Source organism: Geodermatophilus sp. SYSU D01036 (genome assembly GCF_054050435.1).
Genome location: NZ_JBJGZJ010000015.1, coordinates 18,381 through 38,306 on the forward strand (window position 1 = coordinate 18,381; position 19,926 = coordinate 38,306).

General features: G+C 76.5%; 19 protein-coding genes. 11 read left to right on the plus strand and 8 right to left on the minus strand.

The genetic code is table 11. From position 1 onward, the window contains the following. The first annotated feature begins 8 nt into the window (after window positions 1-8). From ACI8AR_RS15415 to ACI8AR_RS15425, 3 genes are all read left to right on the plus strand, one after another. A complete protein-coding gene (locus ACI8AR_RS15415; protein ID WP_457051803.1) occupies window positions 9-830 on the plus strand; it encodes an MEDS domain-containing protein in 822 nt (273 codons plus the stop codon). Then, window positions 827-1,921, plus strand: coding sequence for an anti-sigma factor RsbA family regulatory protein (locus ACI8AR_RS15420; RefSeq protein ID WP_457051804.1), 1,095 nt, complete (start codon window positions 827-829; stop codon window positions 1,919-1,921). Before ACI8AR_RS15415 ends, ACI8AR_RS15420 begins: the two co-directional genes overlap by 4 nt. A 155-nt stretch (window positions 1,922-2,076) precedes the next feature. Further along, window positions 2,077-2,499, plus strand: a complete 423-nt coding sequence (locus tag ACI8AR_RS15425) for a CBS domain-containing protein (RefSeq protein ID WP_457051805.1) — start codon at window positions 2,077-2,079, stop codon at window positions 2,497-2,499. Between the two features lie 11 nt (window positions 2,500-2,510). Here ACI8AR_RS15425 and ACI8AR_RS15430 read toward each other — a convergent pair whose 3' ends face one another. The 3 genes from ACI8AR_RS15430 to ACI8AR_RS15440 all read right to left on the minus strand — a co-directional run bounded on the left by ACI8AR_RS15430 (window position 2,511) and on the right by ACI8AR_RS15440 (window position 5,178). Continuing rightward, window positions 2,511-3,842, minus strand: a complete 1,332-nt coding sequence (locus ACI8AR_RS15430; protein ID WP_457051806.1) for an adenylate/guanylate cyclase domain-containing protein — start codon at window positions 3,840-3,842, stop codon at window positions 2,511-2,513. 92 nt (window positions 3,843-3,934) lie between these two features. Further along, window positions 3,935-4,390: an N-acetyltransferase family protein gene (locus tag ACI8AR_RS15435; RefSeq protein WP_457051807.1), complete on the minus strand. Its 456-nt coding sequence runs from the start codon at window positions 4,388-4,390 to the stop codon at window positions 3,935-3,937. Next, entirely contained in the window at window positions 4,387-5,178 is a 792-nt protein-coding gene (locus tag ACI8AR_RS15440; protein WP_457051808.1) for an alpha/beta fold hydrolase, read from the minus strand. The genes ACI8AR_RS15435 and ACI8AR_RS15440 overlap by 4 nt, the downstream gene beginning before the upstream one ends. Window positions 5,179-5,407: 229 nt before the next feature. On the opposite strand from ACI8AR_RS15440, the gene ACI8AR_RS15445 reads away from it, so the two are divergent. From ACI8AR_RS15445 to ACI8AR_RS15465, 5 genes are all read left to right on the plus strand, one after another. Beyond that, window positions 5,408-6,187: a PIG-L deacetylase family protein gene (locus tag ACI8AR_RS15445; protein ID WP_457051809.1), complete on the plus strand. Its 780-nt coding sequence runs from the start codon at window positions 5,408-5,410 to the stop codon at window positions 6,185-6,187. 55 nt (window positions 6,188-6,242) lie between these two features. After that, window positions 6,243-6,674, plus strand: a complete 432-nt coding sequence (gene dtd, locus ACI8AR_RS15450; RefSeq protein ID WP_457051810.1) for a D-aminoacyl-tRNA deacylase — start codon at window positions 6,243-6,245, stop codon at window positions 6,672-6,674. A 246-nt stretch (window positions 6,675-6,920) separates the two neighbouring features. Continuing rightward, window positions 6,921-7,904 (plus strand): RNA polymerase sigma factor SigB, encoded by a 984-nt coding sequence (sigB, locus tag ACI8AR_RS15455; protein WP_456928687.1) that lies wholly within the window; start codon window positions 6,921-6,923, stop codon window positions 7,902-7,904. Window positions 7,905-8,014: 110 nt separating this feature from the next. Continuing rightward, the gene (locus ACI8AR_RS15460) at window positions 8,015-8,566 is read left to right on the plus strand and encodes a TIGR03086 family metal-binding protein (RefSeq protein WP_457051811.1); all 552 of its coding nucleotides are present in this window, start codon (window positions 8,015-8,017) and stop codon (window positions 8,564-8,566) included. A gap of 78 nt (window positions 8,567-8,644) precedes the next feature. Next, the gene (locus tag ACI8AR_RS15465) at window positions 8,645-9,289 is read left to right on the plus strand and encodes a dihydrofolate reductase family protein (RefSeq protein ID WP_457051812.1); all 645 of its coding nucleotides are present in this window, start codon (window positions 8,645-8,647) and stop codon (window positions 9,287-9,289) included. A gap of 6 nt (window positions 9,290-9,295) precedes the next feature. On the opposite strand, the gene ACI8AR_RS15470 is transcribed toward ACI8AR_RS15465, so the two are convergent. Next, window positions 9,296-12,001, minus strand: a complete 2,706-nt coding sequence (locus ACI8AR_RS15470; protein WP_457051813.1) for a bifunctional acetate--CoA ligase family protein/GNAT family N-acetyltransferase — start codon at window positions 11,999-12,001, stop codon at window positions 9,296-9,298. Continuing rightward, entirely contained in the window at window positions 11,994-13,175 is a 1,182-nt protein-coding gene (locus tag ACI8AR_RS15475; protein WP_457051814.1) for an acetoin utilization protein AcuC, read from the minus strand. The genes ACI8AR_RS15470 and ACI8AR_RS15475 overlap by 8 nt, the downstream gene beginning before the upstream one ends. Window positions 13,176-13,383: 208 nt before the next feature. On the opposite strand from ACI8AR_RS15475, the gene ACI8AR_RS15480 reads away from it, so the two are divergent. Both ACI8AR_RS15480 and ACI8AR_RS15485 read left to right on the plus strand, forming a co-directional pair. After that, window positions 13,384-14,091 (plus strand): metal-dependent transcriptional regulator, encoded by a 708-nt coding sequence (locus ACI8AR_RS15480; RefSeq protein ID WP_456936994.1) that lies wholly within the window; start codon window positions 13,384-13,386, stop codon window positions 14,089-14,091. Between the two features lie 111 nt (window positions 14,092-14,202). After that, window positions 14,203-16,284 carry a S9 family peptidase gene (locus ACI8AR_RS15485; RefSeq protein ID WP_457051815.1) on the plus strand — a complete coding sequence of 694 codons (2,082 nt, stop codon included), beginning with the start codon at window positions 14,203-14,205 and terminating at the stop codon, window positions 16,282-16,284. A 6-nt stretch (window positions 16,285-16,290) separates the two neighbouring features. Here the strand turns inward: ACI8AR_RS15485 and ACI8AR_RS15490 are convergent, their stop codons facing one another. The 3 genes from ACI8AR_RS15490 to ACI8AR_RS15500 all read right to left on the minus strand — a co-directional run bounded on the left by ACI8AR_RS15490 (window position 16,291) and on the right by ACI8AR_RS15500 (window position 18,585). Then, complete coding sequence (locus ACI8AR_RS15490) at window positions 16,291-17,403, minus strand: DUF4192 domain-containing protein (protein ID WP_457051816.1); 1,113 nt, start codon at window positions 17,401-17,403, stop codon at window positions 16,291-16,293. 93 nt (window positions 17,404-17,496) lie between these two features. Further along, a complete protein-coding gene (locus tag ACI8AR_RS15495; protein ID WP_457051817.1) occupies window positions 17,497-18,237 on the minus strand; it encodes a hypothetical protein in 741 nt (246 codons plus the stop codon). 54 nt (window positions 18,238-18,291) lie between these two features. Continuing rightward, window positions 18,292-18,585, minus strand: a complete 294-nt coding sequence (locus ACI8AR_RS15500) for a Dabb family protein (RefSeq protein ID WP_457051818.1) — start codon at window positions 18,583-18,585, stop codon at window positions 18,292-18,294. 62 nt (window positions 18,586-18,647) lie between these two features. Between ACI8AR_RS15500 and ACI8AR_RS15505 the strand changes: the two genes are divergently transcribed. Beyond that, complete coding sequence (locus ACI8AR_RS15505) at window positions 18,648-19,901, plus strand: glycosyltransferase family 4 protein (protein ID WP_457051819.1); 1,254 nt, start codon at window positions 18,648-18,650, stop codon at window positions 19,899-19,901. Window positions 19,902-19,926 lie beyond the last annotated feature (25 nt).

The window sequence follows — 19,926 nt, forward strand, 5'->3', positions numbered from 1 at the left end:
GTTCATCCGTGGGCGTCGTCGGGGAGACCCCCGGCACCGGGTGCGGCGAGCACGTCCTGCAGCTGCACCGGACCGAGGACGAGCAGCTGACCGGTCTGACCGCCTGGATCCGCCGCGGCCTGGAGCTGGGCGACAAGGTCGTCTGCACCGGACCGCCGCCGCGCCCGGAGGACTCGCTGGTCGCCGCGCTGGTCGCACGGGGCGTCGACGCGGGCGCGGCCGTGCGGGAGGGGCGGCTCGTCGTGCTGCCCGCCGTGGACTTCTACGCCGCCGAGGGCCACGCCGCCGCGGTGGACCGCGCGCTGGCCGAGGGCTTCGCCGGCGTGTGGATGGCGGCCGAGGAGCGTGCCTGGCTGACCGCCCTCCCCCCGGCCGCCCACCGGCTCGTCGAGCAGCGGATGGACGAGCTGGTCTGCACCCGGCCGGTGCACACGCTGTGCCAGTACCCGCACGCGGGTACGGCCGGCTCGCGGCTGGAGGAGGTGCTCGCCGTCCACCGGTCCGGGATGCAGGAGGCCACCTTCGCCACGACCCGGGACCTGGACGGGCTGGCCCTGCACGGTGAGGTGGACGGCACGAACACCGACGTCTTCGAGGCCGTGCTGGCCGCGGCGAGCCGGGCCGCGTCGCGGGTGCTGTGGCTGGACCTGGCCGACGTCGCCCACCTCGACGCCGGTTCCTGCTGGCGGCTGGAGGACGCGACGCTCGCGTTCCGGCTGGCCGGCGGCCACGTCCTGCTCGTCGCCCCCCAGCCGCCGGTCGAGCTCATCCTGCGGCTCATGGAGGTCGACGAGCTGCCGGGCGTGCACGTGCTGACGGGGCGGCCATGACCTCCGGCACCGGAGCGGACCTGCTGCACGCCGCGCTGCTGTACGACTCCGTGGACGAGCTGCGCGGGGCGGCGGTGCCGTTCCTCGCCGCCGGGCTGGCCGCCGGCGAGGCGGTGGTGCTCGCCTGCGGAGAGGAGCGCGACGCGCTCCTGGCCCGGGCCGCCGACGGCGAGGACCGCGTCCTCCGGCTGCCGCCCCGGGACGTCTGGACCGGCTGTGCCCGCGCGCTGGCCGCCTGGCGCCGGCTCGTGCGCCGCTGCACCGCCGCCGGCGCCCCGCGGGTCCGGCTGGTCGCCGCCGTTCCCCCCGACCCCCAGCGGTGGGCGGAGTGGCACCGCTACGAGGCGGCCCTCACCCTGGCGCTGGCCCCGCTGCCGCTGACGGCCCTGTGCGTCTACGACCGGCGCGTAGTCTCCGACGTCGTGCGGGACGGGGTGGAGGAGACCCATCCCCTGCGGCTGACCCCCGGCGGGCTCGTGCCCGGGAACCGCCAGGTCGAGCCCGCGACCGTGCTGCGCCGGTACGCCGCGGGCCCGGCACCCGCGGCCCCGGACCGCCCGCCCACCCTCGTCCTGACCGGCCTGACCGACCCGAGCCGGCTGCCGGAACTGCGCGCGCACGTGCGGGCCGCGCTGGACGGGGCGGACGGGCAGGCGCAGTCGTACGGCCGGTTCGCCGCCGCGGTCACGGAGGTGCTGGGCAACGCCTTCCGGCACGGCACGCCGCCGGTCGCCGTCCGGGTGTGGACGACGCCGACCCGGCTGGAGTGCACCGTCACCGACAGCGGGGACGGCTTCGACGACCCGCTGGCCGGCTTCCTGCCCCCCGACGCCGGCACGTCACCGGCGCGAGCGGGCCTGTGGATGGCCCGGCAGGCCTGCGACACCGTCGAGACCTCCCGCGCCCCCACGGGGTTCGCCGTCCGCCTGGCCACCTCCCTGCCCGGGCCGGACGCACCGCCCGGGTCCGCCCCGGGGGCCGGGACGGACCGGGGCGGGACCGACCGGGGCGGGACCGACCGGGTGGACCGGGCCCGCGCCGAGGCCCGCGAGCTGGCCCGCCGGCTGGGTGCGCGGCTCCAGCCGTCCTGACCGGAGCGGGCAGCGGTGGGCCCCGCCTCCGGAGTCGGGCAGGGACCGACCGGGCCCGGTGCTGCTGGTGCCGCGCCCGTCCTCGGGAGCAGACTCGTGCCGGGCCCCTGGAGGGCTCCCCTTCCCGCGGCGGCGCCGCTCGAGAGGAGGACCCGATGACCACGACCACCACCGGTCACGTCACCGTCGGCGAGGTGATGCGGCCCCCGGTGGCGACGGTCGAGCGCGACGCCCACGTGGCCGCGGCCGCCTGGCTGATGAAGAAGCACCACGACAACGCGCTGGTCGTCGTCACCGACGGCGCGACGCAGGAGCCGGTCACCCTGGTCTGCGACAGCGACGTCGCCCAGGTGGTCGCCGACGGGCGGGACCTGGAGCAGGTGCGGCTCACCGAGCTGCCGCTGTCGGAGATGGTCCTGGTCGCGCCGGACACCCCGGTCGCCGACGCCGCGGAGCGGATGCTCGCGGCGGGCGTCGTCTACGCGCCCGTGGTGCAGGACCGCCGCCTGGTCGGGCTGGTCGACATCTCGGCCGTGTGCCGCGGCCTGCTCGCCGAGCGGCGGGCCGGCGGGGCCTAGTCGGCGCGCGCTCAGGCGGAGACGGCGAACAGCGGCCAGCTCCCGGGCACGCCGCGCAGGTCGTGGACGCCGCGGTCGCCGAAGGCGAGCCCCGAGCCGACGACGAGGTCCCGGACCGTGCCGGAGACGAGCACCTCCCCCGGCGCCGCCTCCGCCAGGACCCGCGCGCCGATGTGCACCGCCAGGCCGCTGACCCCGCCGCCGTCGGTCCGCTCCACCTCACCGGCGTGCACCCCCGCCCGCACCCGGAGCCCGACGGTCGCGGCGGCCTCGCGCACCGCGACCGCGCACCGGATGGCCCGCGCCGGGCCGGCGAAGGTGGCGAGGAGCCCGTCCCCGGCGACGTCGACCTCCGACCCGCCGTAGCGGGCCAGCTCCTCCCGCGCCAGGGTCAGGAAGCGGTCGCGGATGGAGGCCCAGGCGGCGTCGCCGACCCGCGCGACCAGCTCGGTCGAGCCGACCAGGTCCAGGAACAGCACCGTGGCGAGGACGGTCGTGGCGGGCTGCCCCGCGGGGCGGGTGCCGGTGAGGAACTCCTGGATCTCGGCCAGCGGGGTCTCGGTGTCCCCGAGGAAGAAGAGGTGGTCGTCGCCCTGGAGCTCGACCATCCGGGCGCCGGGGATGTGCTCGGCGAGGTACCGGCCGATGCCGATCGGGATCATGAGGTCGCCGCGGCGGTGCAGCACCAGGGTCGGTACCCGGATGGTGGGGAGCACGTCGCGCAGGTCGATGTGCGGGTAGAGCTCGAACATCCGGCGGGCCATCCCGGGGCTGGCGCCGAGCCGCTGCAGCGTCCCCCACCAGGCGCGCAGCGCCGTGTCGCCCCGGCGTCCGGGGGCCCAGGCGCCCAGCCCGGCCCCCTCCCCCCAGTGGTCGACCAGCCCGGACAGCAGCGCCGTCATCACCGGCTCCTCCACCCCGCAGGGGAAGTCCGGCCCCCGGGTGATCCGCGGGTACGCGCCGTAGAGCACCAGCGCCCGGGTGCGCTCGGGGTGCTGGGCGGCGAACAGCAGGGCCATCGCCCCGCCCTCGGAGACGCCGAAGAGGACCGCCCGCTCGGAGCCGGCGGCGTCCATCACCGCGGTCAGGTCCTCGACCCGCTCCTCGAGGCTGGCCGGGCCCGGCACGGGGTCGGACAGGCCGGTGCCCCGCTTGTCGAACAGGATCAGCCGGCTGAAGCCGGCGAGGCGCTCGAGGAACCGGCGCAGCGACGGCTCCTGCCAGTTCCAGTCGAGGTGCGAGATGAACCCGGGCGCGGCCACCAGGTCGAAGGGCCCCTCCCCGACCACCTGGTAGGCGATGGCGAGGTCCCCACTCCGGGCGTACCGCGTCCTCGGCGCCACGGCGCAGTCTGGCACGCCGGCCGCCGGCCGCGGCACCCGCCGACCACCCGGGCCACGTGGCGTCCCCGCACGTCGTGGATGCCGACGCCGTGTCACAGCGTCCGGGTCAGGACCTCCCGCCCGGTCCGGGTGAACCCACGGGCCCCGTACCACTCCGCCAGCCCGTGCGCCCGCTGTCCGGCGGGGGTGACCACGACGTCGAGCTCGGCGCAGCCACGGGCGCGGCACCAGTCGGCGGCGGCGCCGACGAGTCGCGCGGCCCAGCCCCGCCGGCGGCGCTCCGGGAGCACGTAGAGGTCCTCGAGCTCGGCGCTCCGGCCGGCCTCGAAGCCGAAGGTGGTCGTCACCGTCGCCACCGCCACGAGGCCCGTCGCGTCCTCGGCGACCAGCAGGTGGTTGGCCGGCTCGGCGAGGAACGGCCGGACGCGGGCCCGGACGTCGGCCTCCGGCGTGGCGAACCCCTCCTCGCGGAAGAACCGCACCAGCAGGTCGGCCACCGCGTCGGCGTCCTCGGGACCGGCCGGCCGGACGCCACCCCCGGACCTCACGGCACGGTGGAGAGGAAGCGGCGCACCTCGGCGTCGAACGCCGCGGGAGCCTCGAGGTTGACGACGTGGCCGACGCCGGGGAGGAGGACCAGCCGGGATCCGGGGATCGCGGCGTGCAGCGCCTCCGCCACCGGCTGCGGCGCCCGCACGTCCTCGGCGCCGCAGAGCAGCAGCGTCGGGACGGCGACGGTCGGCAGCACACTCCGCAGGTCGGCGTCGGCGAACGCGGTCAGCATCGACCGCGTCCCGGCCGGACGGACGTCCAGCATCACCCCGCGGACGAGGTCGAGGGTCTCCTGCGGCACGGGACCGGCGAAGAAGCCGGACAGGTAGCCGTCGACCCACTCCGCCGGTGGGCGGTCGACCTCCGCGCGCACCCGCCGCAGGCGGGACTCGACCTCCTCCGGCGGCAGCGACCCCCTCCACCCGGCGTAGGCGGAGACGAGGACCAGGGAGCGGACCACCTCCGGGTGGCGCTGCCACACCGCGAGGGCCAGGCCGCCACCGAAGGACAGCCCGCACAGGTGCACCCGGCCCAGGCCCAGCCCCTCGACGAGCGCGGCGACCGCGTCGGCGTACCCGGCCAGTGGCAGGCCCGCCGGCGGATCCGGAGACGCGCCGCAGCCGGGCGCATCCCAGGCGACCACGTCGAACCCGTCCGACAGCCCCTGCAGCTGCAGCCGCCACAGCCGGCCGTCGCTCCATCCACCGTGCAGGAGCAGGAGAGGCGCCCCAGCACCCGCGCGGTGGTAGGCGATGGTCCACCCGCCGGCCTCGACGACGTCCACGGCGGCCCCTCGGCGTTGTTGCTGGCCGTGGTGCGGGGCGGCTGCCACCCCGCGCGGGCCGAGCGTCCCACCGCGGCCGCCGGCCGTCGAGACGCCGGTTCGTGGTGACCGGACGACCCTGGTGCGTCCGCCGGCGGACGCGGGATGCTGTCTGGCCGACCCAGGGACCGGGTCGGACCGGCCGGCCGGGCAGGCACCGAGCCCGACCGGCGCGGACGAGGAGGCGGCCGTGCCGCAGACGCTGACGGTGTCCCAGCTGGGGACGGTCCTGGGGGTCTGGGCCCATCCGGACGACGAGGCCTACCTGTCGGCCGCGCTGATGGCCGAGGCCCGGGACGCGGGGCAGACCGTCGTGGTGGTCACCGCCACCGACGGTGCGCTCGGGGGCGACGGTCCGGTCGCCGACCTGCGGCGGCTGGAGGTGGTGGCGAGCCTGGCCGCGGTCGGCGTCACCGACCACCGGTGGCTCGGCTTCCGGGACGGGCGGTGCGCCGCCGTCCCCCCGGACGACGGCGGCCGGGCGGTGCGCGCCGTGCTCGAGGACGTGCGGCCGGACAGCGTGGTCACCTTCGGCCGCGACGGCCTGACCGGGCACCCCGACCACGCGGCCGTGTCGGGCTGGGTCGAGCGGGCCTGGCGGGCGGACGGGTGCCGCGCCCTGCTGCTGCAGGCCACGCTCACGGAGAGCTTCCACCGCCGCTGGGGACGGCTCACGGCGCGCTCCGCCGTGTGGATGCCCGGAGCCCACCCGCCGTCCGTGCCCGACGCGGAGGTGGCCCTGCGGGTCCGGGCGCACGGGCGGACCGCGCGTCGCAAGCTGGAGGCCCTCCGGGCGCACGCGTCGCAGACCACCGTCCTCCGGGAGGCCGTCGGGGAGGACACCTACCTCCGCTGGTGGTCGGAGGAGAGCTTCGTCCGGGTCCCCGCTGCGCCGGCGGTCCTCGTCCCCGTGCCCCGGGCTCCCGGCGATGCGGGTGCACGGGCGTTCTCCCGTGGGGAGGACCGCTGACCCGTTCCACCGGAGCGGGTCCGGTCGCCGCGCACCGCTCGCGCAGGATGGGCCGGTGCGCGCGGTGGTGAGCAGGGTGTCCTCGGCCTCGGTGACCGTCGACGGGGCCGTCGTCGGGGAGATCGGGACGGGCCTGCTCGCGCTGGTCGGCGTCGGCCGGGACGACGACGCCGAGCGGGCCCGGACCCTGGCCCGGAAGGTCCACGAGCTGCGGGTGTTCCCCACCGCCGACGGCGCCCGCTCGGCCGGCGACCTCGGCCTGCCGGTGCTGGTGGTGAGCCAGTTCACCCTCTACGCGGACACGCGGAAGGGCCGCCGCCCGTCCTGGGACGCCGCCGCGCCCGGCGACGTCGCCGAGCCACTGGTGGACGAGGTGGTCGCCGAGCTGCGGCGGCGCGGGACCGGCGTCGCGACCGGCGTGTTCGGCGCGCGGATGGCGGTGGCGTCGGTCAACGAGGGGCCGATGACCTTGCTGCTGGAGGTCTGACCCGGCGACGGAGCGGGTACGGGTGGTGACCGAACACACGGCCTGTGCGTTGCCTGTGAACCCGGGCCGCGCGGAACACCTGGCCCCGTCGGGACCGTTGTACGGGGCGAAACACAACGGACCACAACGGACGAACGAACCGTGGGGCCCCGCCGGACAACGGAGCCCCACCCCCGACGCGGGTGCGCCACCGCCACCGGACAGCCGGCGGTGCATCCGAACTCCGAGCAAGGACGAAGACATCCCGTGACGCTCCTCCAGTCTTCCCCCAGCGACGCCCTCGAGGTCCGCTCGCCCCGCCGCGAGCCGGACACCAGTGGCCTGGTGTCGACCGACCTGGTGCGCGTGTACCTCAACACCATCGGCAAGACCGCCCTGCTGACCGCCGAGCAGGAGGTGGAGCTGGCCAAGCGCATCGAGGCCGGCCTCTACGCCGAGCGGCTGCTCACCGAGCGGCAGCTCACCCCCGCCCTGCAGCGCGACTACAAGGCCCTCGCGGTCGACGGCAAGGCCGCCAAGCGGCACCTGCTCGAGGCCAACCTGCGCCTGGTCGTCTCGGTGGCCAAGCGCTACACCGGCCACGGCATGACGTTCCTGGACCTCATCCAGGAGGGCAACGTCGGCCTGATCCGCGCCGTCGAGAAGTTCGACTACACAAAGGGCTTCAAGTTCTCGACCTACGCGACGTGGTGGATCCGCCAGGCGATCACCCGCGCGATGGCCGACTCCGGCCGCACCATCCGGCTCCCCGTGCACCTGGCCGAGCAGGTCAACAAGGTCGTGCGGACCCGCCGGCGGGTGCACCAGGAGCTCGAGCGCGAGCCCACCGCCGAGGAGCTCGGCCTCGAGCTCGACATGACGCCCGAGCGGGTCACCGAGCTGCTCGAGTACAGCCGCGACCTGGTCAGCCTCGACCAGACCGTCGGCGCCGACGAGGAGTCCCGCCTCGGTGACTTCATCGAGGACGCCGACGCCGCGGTGGCCGAGGACGCGGTGGCCTTCCAGATGATGAAGGGCGACGTGCGCAACGTCCTCTCCACGTTGGAGGAGCGCGAGCGCGACGTGGTCGTGCTGCGCTTCGGCCTCGACGGCGGCCAGCCCCGCACGCTCGAGCAGATCGGCAAGCAGTTCGGTCTCTCCCGCGAGCGGGTGCGCCAGATCGAGCGCGAGACGATGGCCAAGCTGCGCGACCCGCAACGCGCCGACGCCCTGCGCGACTACCTGGCCTGAGCACTGCCACCCGAGAGCCGGCTCCCCTCCGCGGGGGCCGGCTCTCGGCGTTGACAGGGGCCGGGCCCCGGGCCAGGCTCGTGCTCAACCGATCGGTTGAGGAGGCGGTCATGGCGGACACGGTGGAGCGGTGGGCGAGGCTCGCGGACGACTTCGGCCGCAGGGTCGACGGCGTCCCGCCCGGCCGCTGGGACGACCCGGCGCCGTGCGAGGGCTGGGTGGCCCGCGACGTCGTCCGGCACCTGGTGGAGTGGATGCCGGCGCTCTACTTCCCCGCCGTCGACCGGCCGGTGCCCGCACACCCCTCGGTCGACGACGACCCCGCAGGCGCCTGGCGGTCCACCGACGCCGCGATCCGGGCCCTGCTCGCCGACCCGGACCTCGCCCGCCGGCCGACCAGCACCCGCGCCGGGGACATGCCGCTCGAGGACCTCGTCGCCATGACCGGCCTCATGGACCTGCTCGTGCACGCCTGGGACCTCGCCCGCGCCACCGGACAGGACGAGACGCTGGACCGGGAGGAGGCGGCGGCGTTCCTCGCCGGCATCGAGCCGTGGGACGCCGCCCTGCGCGGCAGCGGGCACTACGGCCCGCGGGTGCCGGTCCCCGACGACGCCGACGACCAGACCAGGCTGCTCGCCTTCACCGGCCGCCGTCCCTGAGCCGGACGTGTCGACGCCGGTGCCGATGAGTTCCGGCGCCGCCGGCGGTCACTCCCTCGTCGACACCGAGGAGGAACCGTGGGTCAGCTGTTGAGGGTGCAGAACTTCACCGTCTCGAGCGACGGGTACGGCGCCGGCGAGGGGCAGAGCCTGGAGCGGCCGTTCGGGCACGCCGACCCCCGGAAGCTGATGGCCTGGGCGCTCGCCACCGCGAGCTTCCCCGGCCGCACCGAGCCGGGCGGCAGCCGCGGTCTGGACGACTACTTCACCCGCGACTTCGCGCACGGCATCGGCGCCGAGATCATGGGCCGCAACAAGTTCTCGCCCCACCGCGGTCCCTGGGAGGACCTCGAGTGGCAGGGCTGGTGGGGCGACGAGCCGCCGTTCCACACGCCGGTGTTCGTGATGACCCACCACGTGCGGCCCTCGTTCACGCTGGCGGACACCACGTTCCACTTCGTCGACGCCGACCCGGTCACGGTGCTGGAGAAGGCGCGCGCGGCGGCCGGCGGCGCCGACGTCCGGCTCGGGGGCGGCGCGAGCGTGATCCGGCAGTTCCTCGACGCCGACCTCGTCGACACGCTGCACGTCGCCGTCGTGCCGGTCGAGCTGGGCGGCGGCTCCCGGCTGTGGACCTCGCCCGACGAGCTGCTCGACCGCTTCCACCGCGACGTCGTCCCCAGCTCCAGCGGGGTCACGCACCACCTGTTCTGGCGCCGCTGAGCCCGCTCAGTCGCGCATGCGGCGGGGGCCGGGCTCGACGCGGGCGGTCGGCGGGCCGACCCGCACGGTGCCGCCGGCGACCACCAGCGAGCGGCCGCCGTGCCACGGCTTGGCCGGGCCGACGATCACCGGCGACAGCGTCAGGCCGAGCACCTCGGGCAGGTCCTCGGCGAGCCGGGCCACCCGCAGCAGCAGGTCCTCCAGCGCCGCGACGTCGACCGGCTCGGCCCCGCGCCAGCCGTCGAGCAGCGGCCACGCCCGCGGCGCGCGGACCAGCTCGGCGGCGTCGAGGTCGGTCAGCGGCAGCGTGCGGTAGGCGCGGTCGCCGAGCAGCTCGGTGGCCACTCCCCCGAGGCCGAAGCTGACCAGGGCGCCGAACGACGGGTCGTCGACGACCTCGATGACGGTGGCCACGCCCGGCGCGGCCATCTCCTGCACGATCACCGGGTCGCCGGCCGGGATGGCCTCGAACGCGGCGCGGACGGCGCCGGCGTCGGGCAGGTCCAGCCGCACGCCGCCGAGGTCGGTGCGGTGCCGCAGCCACGGCGCCGTCGACTTGAGCACCACCGGGTAGCCGATCGCGTCGGCCGCGGCGACGGCCTCGTCCGCGGTGGTCGCCGTCCGCGTGCCGAGAAGCGGCACCCCGTAGGCGCCCAGCAGCGCGATGACCTCGTCGTCGGTGAGCGGCCGGCCGCCGGGCGACCCCGCCATCGCGCCGAGCACCACCGACCGGGCGCGGGCGGCGTCGACGCCGGGCAGCTCGGGCACGGTGCCCACCGGCCGGCGGCGCCAGCGGGCGTACTCGGCGACCCGCGCCAGCGCGATGACCGCCCGCTCCGGCGTCGCGTACGACGGGACCGAGCCGCGGGCGGGCATCCCCTCCTCGTCGGGCACGGTGAGCTCCGGCGGGATCCCCTCCGCGGACAGGAACGTCGCGAGCACCGGCTTCTCCGAGGCCTGCGACACCTCGCGCAGCGCCCGGCCGTACGCATCGGGTGAGGTGCGCACCAGCGGCGGGAGGAACACCGCGACGACGGCGTCCACCCCCTCGTCGTCGACCGCCTCCTGCAGCGCCGCGCGGAAGGCCTCCGGGGTGCCGGCGGTGCCGATGTCGACGGGCGCCTCGCGCGCCAGGGTCAGGCCCTGGTCGAGGACGGCGTCGGCGACCAGCACGCCCAGCGCCGTGGAGTTCCCGACGACGGCGACCCGGTCGCCCGCGGGCAGCGGCTGGTGGGCCAGCAGCATGCCGACCTCGAACAGCTGGGCGACGGTCTCCACCCGGATGACGCCGGCCGAGGTGAACAGCGCCGCCACCGACTGCTCGGGCACCGCGACCGACGTGCCGGCCAGGCCCGGGGTGAGCCCGCCGTGCCGGCCGCTCTTCACCGCGACCACCGGCTTGGTGCGGGCGACGCTGCGTGCCAGGCGGGCGAACTTGCGGGGGTTGCCGAAGCTCTCCAGGTGCAGCAGCACGACCTCGGTGCCGGGGTCGGTGGCCCAGTACTGCAGCAGGTCGTTGCCGCTGACGTCGGCGCGGTTTCCGGCCGAGACGAAGCTGGACAGGCCGATGTTGCGGCTGCGGGCCCGCTCGAGCAGGGCCACGCCGAGCGCGCCGGACTGCGCGAAGAAGCCCACCCGCCCGCGGCCGGGGACCATCGGGGCGAGGCTGGCGTCGAGCCGGATCGCCGGGTCGGTGTTGACGATGCCGAGGCAGTTGGGGCCGACCACCCGCATGCCCGAGGCCCGGGCCGCGGCGACCAGCCGCCGCTCGGCCTCCCGGCCCTCGGGCCCGGTCTCGCCGAACCCGCCGGAGATGACCACCAGGCCGCGGACCCGCTTGCGCCGGCAGGCCTCCACCACGCCCGCGACCTCGTCGGCGGGGACGGCGACGACGGCGAGGTCGACGTCGCCGGGGACGTCCTCGATGGAGGCGTAGGCGGGGACGCCGCGCACGTGCCGGGTGCCGGGGTTGACCGGGTAGACCGGCCCGTCGAAGCGGTAGTCGAGCAGGTTGCGCAGGACGAGGTTGCCGATCTTGCTCTCGTCGTTGCTGGCGCCGACCACCGCGACCGACGTCGGGGTGAGCAGCCGCGCGATCGACCGGGACTCGCTGCGCTGCTCGCGCTCGTAGGCGACCGCCAGCGAGGTCTCGGTGGGGGCGATCGGGAAGGTCAGGTGGACCACGCCCTCCTCGTAGGAGCGGCGGGCCTGGTAGCCGGCGTCGAGGAAGACCCGGACCATCCGGCCGTTCTGCGACAGCACCTCGGCGACGAAGGTGGTGATGCCGCGCTCGCGGGCGGCGGCGGCCAGGTGCTCGAGCAGCACCGAGCCGAGCCCGCGACCCTGGTGGGCGTCCTCGATGAGGAAGGCGACCTCGGCCTCGGTGGTGCCCGGGAGGCGGTCGTAGCGGCCGACGCCGATCAGCTGGTCGCCGAGCAGCAGGACGAACGCGACGCGGGCGTCGTGGTCGACGTGGGTGAAGCGGTGCAGGTCCCGGTCCGACAGCCGCCTCATCGGCCCGAAGAACCGGTAGTAGCGGGTCTGGTCGGAGCTGCGGTCCATGAGCCCGGTCAGGCCCTCGGCGTCCTCCGGGCAGATGGGGCGCAGGTGCACCGTGCCGCCGTCGGCGGCGATGATGTCGGCCTCCCAGTGCGCGGGCGGCTGCGGCGCGGCCTCGGCGGGGGCCTGCTCGACGGTCTGCTGCTCAGTCACGGGGGTCGTCCGGGTCGAGGCCGAAGTAGGGGAAGGACGCCTTGCGGGTGCGGCTGATGGCCCGGTCGACGCGGGACTCGGTGAACGGGTCCCACGCCGAGAAGCCGGTGTAGCCGCCCTCGGTCATGTGCGTGGGCGGCCGGGCCCGCAGCCCGCGGGCGACGACGTCGTCGCGCCAGGACTGCGGGATCGCCGTCACCGGGTCCAGCCGCTCCCCCGACGCCTCGGCGAGCAGGTGCGTCCAGGCCCGCGGCACGCAGCGCACCAGCCCGTACCCGCCGCCGCCGAGGGCGACCCAGCGGCCGTCGCAGACCTCGTGCGCGAGCTCGTGCACCGCCCGGTAGCTGGCCCGCTGGCCGTCGACGGTGAGCGCGAGGTCGGCCAGGGGGTCCTCGTGGTGGGCGTCGCAGCCGCACTGGGTGACCAGGACCTGGGGTGCGAACGCGCGCACCACGCTGGGGACGACGGCGGTGAAGGCGCGCAGCCAGCCGGAGTCGTCGGTGCCGTTGGGCAGGGCGAGGTTGACCGCGGTGCCCAGCGCCTTCTCGGGGTCGCCGGTCTCCTCGGGAAAGCCGGTGCCGGGGAACAGCGTCAGCGGGGTCTGGTGGACGCTCACGGTGAGCACCCGCGGGTCGTCGTAGAAGGCGGCCTGCACGCCGTCGCCGTGGTGCACGTCGAGGTCGACGTAGGCGATCCGCTCGTAGCCCTGGCCGAGCAGCCAGGCGATGGCGATCGCGGCGTCGTTGAACACGCAGAAGCCCGAGGCGCGGTCGCGCATGGCGTGGTGCAGGCCGCCGGAGATGTTGACCGCGTGCTGCGCCCGGCCGGAGTGCACCAGCTCGGCGGCCTGCACGCTGCCGCCGGTGATGAGCGCGGCGGCGTCGTACATGCCCTCGAAGACCGGGTTGTCGGCGGTGCCCAGGCCGAACGCCTCGTCGGGGTGGGTGGGCGCGCGCCGCACCGCCTCCAGGTAGGCGGGGTCGTGGACCAGGGTCAGCAGGTCCTCGCCGGCCGGGGTGGGGCGGACCACCTCCACCCGGCCCGGCGCCAGCACGCCCAGCCCGTCGGCCAGCCGCATGGTGAGGTCCAGCCGCACCGGGTGCAGCGGGTGGTCACCGCCCATCGTGTAGCCGAGCAGGGCGTCGTCCCAGACGACGGCCACCGAGTCGCTCACGAGCCCTCCCTGTCGCCGTCCCCGCGGGCGCGCCGTCCGGGCCGGTGCCCGCGCGGGTGGTGCCCGGCCCGGACGCTACCGCCGCGCCCTCCGGCCGTCCCCTCCACGGCGCCGCGCCCGTGACGCCGGTCGCCCGGGAACCCCGTTCGCGATCCCCGGAGCGGGGTCCCGCGCACCGTACGATCGGGTCAGACACGGAGGAGTGCCAGTGAACGACCTCATCGACACCACCGAGATGTACCTCCGCACGATCTTCGAGCTGGAGGAGGAGGGCATCGTCCCGCTGCGGGCGCGCATCGCCGAGCGGCTGCACCAGAGCGGCCCGACGGTGTCCCAGACCGTGGCCCGCATGGAGCGCGACGGCCTGCTGACCGTCGAGGGCGACCGCCACCTGCAGCTGTCGGAGACCGGGCGGGCGCTGGCCACCGCGGTCATGCGCAAGCACCGGCTGGCCGAGTGCCTGCTCGTCGACGTCATCGGCCTGGACTACGCCGAGGTCCACGAGGAGGCCTGCCGCTGGGAGCACGTCATGAGCGAGGCGGTGGAGCGCCGCCTGCTGACCCTGCTCGGCAACCCGACGGTCTCCCCCTTCGGCAACCCGATCCCGGGCCTGGACGCGCTCGGCGGGGAGACCTCGGCCGTCCTCGACGCCCTGACGCTGCTGTCGAACACCGCGACCGCCGAGGGCCGGCAGGTGACCATCCGGCGGATCAGCGAGCAGCTCCAGGAGGACGCCGCGCTGCTGCGGCAGCTCGCCGACCAGGGCATCCGCCCCGGCGTCACGATGGTGGCGCAGTCGGTGAACGGCACGATCAGCCTCGACGGGCACCCGCTGCCGCAGGGCGTGGCCCAGCACCTGTTCGTCTCGGCGATGGACGAGGACCTGACTCCGGTCGAGGCCGCCGCCCAGCTGTAGGCGTCCCCTCCCCCGGAGCGTCGCAGCGCCCGGTCCCCCGCTCCGGCGGGGAACCGGGCGCTGCTGGTTACGGTGGGCGGCACCGTCCCGTCGTCCCCGCGAGGAGCCCCGGTGAGCCCGTCCGACGCCGTGCCCGAGACCGCTCCCGATCCCGATCCGGCGCACCCGTTCGCCCGGCTGTCCGACTTCGTCGCGATCCCGCGGGTGACCGGCCTGGCGCTGGCCCGCGACGGCCGGCTGGCGGTCTCGGTGCAGACCCTCGACGCCGATCGGAAGAAGTGGGTCTCGGCGCTGTGGGACGTCGACCCCGAGGGGCACCGCCCGCCGCGCCGGCTGACCCGCAGCGCGCCCGGGGAGGGGGCGCCGGCGTTCGCCCCGGACGGCACGCTGCTGTTCCTCTCGGCCCGCCCCGACCCCGCCACGGGCAAGGACGGCGGCGACCCGAAGCCGGCGCTGTGGGCGCTGCCGCCCGGCGGCGGGGAGGCCCGGCCGGTGGTGACCCGGCCCGGCGGCGTGGGCGGGTTCGCCGTGGCGGCCGACAGCGGCGAGGTCGTCGTCGTGGCCTCGACCATGCCCGGCGCCGCCGACGCGGACGAGGACGAGCAGCGCCGCAAGGCCCGCGCCGACGCCGGGGTGTCGGCGGTGCTGCACGAGGCCTATCCGGTCCGGTACTGGGACAGCGACCTCGGGCCGGCGGCCCCGCACCTGTTCTGGGCCGGCGCCCTGCCCGCGGAGGACCCCGCCGGCGAGCCGGCCGGGCCGGTGCCGCTGCGCGACCTGACCCCCGACGTCCTCCCGCCGCTCGGCTCCGGGGAGGCGGTGGCCCTCTCCCCCGACGGCCGGCTGCTGGTGCGCGTGGACTCCGTCGCCGACGGCCCGGCCGGCCGGCGCGACCGGCTGGTCCTCGTCGAGACCGCGACCGGCGACGCCCGGGTCCTGGTCGACGACCCGCTGGCCGACGTGTACGCCGCCGCGTTCTCCCCCGACGGCGCCGCGGTGGTCTGCGTGCGCGAGTCGATGACCACCTACGCCGAGCCGCCGGACTACACGCTGCTGCTGGTCGACGTCGCCTCCGGGGACGCCCGCGACCTGACCCCGGACTTCGACCGCTGGCCCAGCGCCCCGCAGTTCAGCGCCGAGGGCGACGCCGTCTACTTCCTCGCCGACGACGACGGCCGGCACGCCCTGTTCCGGGTGGAGGTCGCCGGCGGCGCCCCGGTCCGGCTGACCGGCGACGGCGCCTACAGCGACCTGCGGGTGGCCCGCGACGGCAGCGCCCTGTTCGCGCTGCGCTCGGCCTACGACGAGCCGCCGGCGCCGGTGCGCCTGGACCCGCGCGCTCCCGGCCAGCACCCCGAGCCGCTGCCGGCCCCCGGCGCGCTCGGGCCGCTGCCGGGCACCCTGCACGAGGTGCGCGCCACCGCCGCCGACGGCGCGGAGGTGCAGTCGTGGCTGGTGCTGCCCGAGGGCGCCACCGCGGAGGACCCGGCGCCGCTGCTGCTGTGGATCCACGGCGGGCCGCTGATGAGCTGGAACTCCTGGTCGTGGCGCTGGTGCCCGTGGGTGCTGGCGGCCCGCGGCTACGCCGTCCTGCTGCCCAACCCGGCGCTGTCGCAGGGGTTCGGGCAGGACTTCGTCCGCCGCGGCTGGGGCGAGTGGGGCGGCGCCCCGTACACCGACCTGATGACCGCCGTGGACGCCGCCCTCGAGCGGCCCGAGGTGGACGCGGAGCGGACCGCGGCGATGGGCGGCTCCTTCGGCGGCTACATGGCCAACTGGGTGGCCACCCAGACCGACCGGTTCCGGGCGATCGTCACCCACGCGAGCCTGTGGGACCTCGACTCGTTCGTCGGCACCACGGACGCCGCCTACTACTGGGAGCGGGAGTGGGGCGCGCCGCTGGTCGAGCCCAAGCGCTACGAGCAGAACTCCCCGCACCGGTTCGCCGACGCCATCCGCACGCCGGTGCTGGTGATCCACGGCGACAAGGACTACCGCGTGCCGATCGGCGAGGGCCTGCGGCTCTGGTACGACCTGCAGAAGCGCGGCGTCCCGTCGCGGTTCCTGTACTTCCCCGACGAGAACCACTGGGTGCTCACTCCCGGGAACGCGACGGTCTGGTACGAGACGGTGATCGCCTTCCTCGCCGAGCACGTCCTCGGGCAGGGGTGGCAGCGGCCCGAGCTGGTCTGAGCCCGCTCACCCGGCCTCCTCGAGGGTGCGGCTGATCAGCACGCGGAGCTCGCTCGGTGGCAGGCACTGCGCCAGGCCGTCGGCGAGCAGCCGGGGCAGCCGGGCGCCGGGGTCGGCGGCCAGGGCGCGGTCCAGGGCCACGTTGGCCGTGGCGCCGTCGCCGCGCAGCCAGGCGCTGACCGCGAGCAGCGTGGCCGGCGGTCCGTCGAGCGGCACCGGCGCGCGGCGGGTGCACTCGGTCCACAGCACCTCGGCGGCCGCGGCGTCCTCGCCCAGCGCGAGGCCGAGCGCGCGGTCGCGGACGTCGGGGATCGTGAGCCCCCACAGCACCCGGGCCACCCGGGCGTCGGGGAGCCGGGTGGCCGCGGTGGCCGGTCCGGGCCGGCAGTCGGCCAGGGCCGCGGCGATCGCCGCGCCGGCGTCCGCGGCGACCGCGTCCCGGCCGAGCGCCCGGAGCCGGGCGGCGTGCTCGCGCCCCTCCGCCAGGCAGGCCGCCGCCATCGCGGGCGCCCCCGGGTCGCCGTCGGGCGGGGTGATCCGCGCGGCGAGCGCGGCGCGGTCGGCGGCCAGGAGCGCTCCGCCGGCCACCGCCGCCGCGGCCAGCGGGCTGGCCCCGGCGGGCAGCGGCGTCCCGGCGCCGGGCTCGCAGCACGGGTACGGGCAGTCGTAGTCCCACCAGCGGCCCGACCGGACCAGCAGGGCCTCGCGCACCGGCACGTCCCGGGCGTCGAGGGCGAGCACGAGCTCGTGCACCAGGTCGCGGTGCGGGAGCTCCGGGGCCGGCTCCCCCGGCCCGGACGACTGGACGGGGACCGACCGGTCGTCGGGGGCCATGAGGTCAGGAGCCATGACGTCGGGGACCTCGGACACCACGGCGAGCAGCACGGCGACCGGGTCGTCGGTGAGCACCTTCCCGGCCAGCGTGACCGCCAGTGCGTGCGCCGCGGCGGGCGGCGGGAGGTCGGCGCGCACGGTGAGGCCGACGCGGCTGCCGCCCGGCCCGCGCAGGCCGACCAGCACGATCGACTCGGCGGGGTGGAAGCCGAGCAGGTGGGGCAGGGCGGCGGCGACCTCGCCGGTGTCGCCGAGCCGGATGACGGGGATGGGGGGTTGGTCCACCCGGGCAACGCTGCAGCCGGGCGCCCGCCGTGAGCGTCGTCAGAGCCCTCCTGTGGAGGGGTCCGGCCCTGTGGACGGCCGGGCCCCGGACCGTCAGTCGAGGGCGTCGGCCTGCGTCTCGTAGGCCTGCTCGAGCAGGGCGGTGAACGCCGCGGGGTCGGGCCGGCCGCCGGAGGTGTCGGTGGTCAGCAGCACGACCACCCGCTCCCCGTCCTGCACGACGCCGACCAGCGCCGGCACGGTCAGCTGCTGACCGTCGGGCCCGGTCACCGTGGTGGTGTAGGTGACCCCCGCGGAGCCGTCGCCGAGGTCGGGGACGTCGAGCTCGGCGAAGGCGATGGTCACCGTGCCGATCTCCGGCGCGCTCACCTGCACCTCCCGGCACTGGTCGAGCTGCTGCCCGAAGCCGGCCAGCGCGTCCTCGGCCGGGCCGCCGGAGGCCAGCGCCTGCACGGTCGTGACCGTCCCGGCGACCGCGACCTGCGCGGCGACGTCGTCGTACTCGTCGAAGGACGGCTGGGTGCCCTGCACCGCGGGCTCGCACTCCGGCGGGGTCACCTGCAGGTCCTCGGGAGTGCCGCCGGCCGCCGCCGCGCCCTGCTCCAGCTGGGCCTCGGTCAGCGGGGTGACCTGCGCGCCGGCGCCGAACGCCTCGGCCGGGAGCAGGCCGGGCGCGAGGTCGGTCCCGGAGGACGGCGACGTCGGGGACGAGCCCGACGCGGCGGTGGAGGCGGGCGAGGCCGCGCCCCGGACGTCCTCCCCGCCGCACGCCGCGAGCAGCGGGACGGCGAGCAGGCCCGCGGTGGCGGCGAGGACGGGGCGGCGTCCGGTCATCCGCCGGACGGTATCCCGCGCCGGGCGGAGGGGCAGGTCAGCCACCCGTCCGGGTCACAGCTCGTACTGGACGGCGCTGCGGGCGGCCAGGTACGGGTGCACGTGCTCGGCGATCACCGCGAGGTGCACCGGGTCGGTGGCGTAGCGCCGGAAGGCCTCGGCGTCGGGGAAGTCGGCGACCAGGACCGTGTGCGCGTTGCCCTCGACCAGGCCGGCGTCGGGCGCGACGGTGAACGCCAGCGACCCGGGCACCTGCTCGGGCAGCCGGCGCAGCGCGGCCACCGTCTCGGCCCGCCGGGCGTCGTCGGCGGCGTCGGACCAGGTGAAGTGCACGACGTGTCGGATCACGCCGGTCACCCTGTCAGGCGGGCCCGGAAAGAGGACCGGACGGGGTCGGTAGGGTCCGGCGCATGGGACGACGGCTGCGGATCGCACTGCTGTCGTACCGCAGCAAGCCGCACGGCGGCGGCCAGGGCGTCTACGTCCGGGCCCTCTCGCGCGAGCTGACCGTCCTCGGCCACCACGTCGAGGTCCTCTCCGGCCAGCCCTACCCCGAGCTCGACGACGGCGTCCCGCTCACCCGGGTGCCGAGCCTCGACCTCTACCGCGAGCCCGACCCGTTCCGGACGCCGCGCCCCTCGGAGTTCCGCGACCGGATCGACGTCCTGGAGTGGGCGGCGATGTGCACCGCCGCGTTCCCGGAGCCGCTGACCTTCACGCTGCGCGCCGCCCGGCTGCTGCTCCCCCGCGCGCACGAGTTCGACGTCGTGCACGACAACCAGAGCCTGGGCTACGGGCTGCTGCGGCTGGTCCGCGCCGGCGTGCCGACCGTGGCCACCGTGCACCACCCGATCGCCATCGACCGGCAGCTCGAGCTCGCCGCCGCGCCCACGCTCCGCCGCCGGCTGACCCTGCGCCGCTGGTACGCCTTCACCGCCATGCAGGCCCGCGTGGCGCCCCGGCTGGACGCGGTCACCACCGTCTCGGAGAACTCGCGGCGCGACATCGAGACCCACCTCGGCGTGCCCGCTGCGGGCGTCGAGGTCATCCCGGTCGGCATCGACCCCGAGGTGTTCACCCCGCCGCCGGCCGGCCGGCCGCGCGAGGCCGACTCGATCGTCGTCACCACCAGCGCCGACGTCCCGCTCAAGGGCCTGGTGCACCTGCTCGAGGCGGTGGCCAAGCTGCGCACCGAGCGGCCGGTGCGGCTGACCGTCGTCGGCACCGCGCGGCCCGGCGGGCCGGCCGAGTCGGCGCTGGACCGCCTCGGCCTGCGCGACGCCGTCCGCTTCACCGGGCCGCTGCCCGAGGCCGACCTGGTGCGCCTGCTGCAGACGGCGACCGTCGCCGCCATCCCCTCCCTCTACGAGGGCTTCTCGCTGCCCGCGGTCGAGGCCATGGCCTGCGGGACGCCGCTGGTCACCACCGACGCCGGCGCGCTGCCGGAGGTGGTCGGCTCCCAGGCCGGCCTGCGGGTGCGGGCCGGGGACGTCGACGAGCTGACGGCGGCGCTGAGGCTGGTGCTGGAGAAGCCGTCGCTGCAGGAGCAGCTGGGCCGCGCCGGGCGCCGCCGGGTGCTGGCCTCCTACACGTGGCGGTCGACCGCGGAGCGGACCGCGGACTGGTACGCCGAGGTGCTGGACCGGAAGGGACGCCGCGGATGACGCCGGGCCCGACGCGCGACCGGGA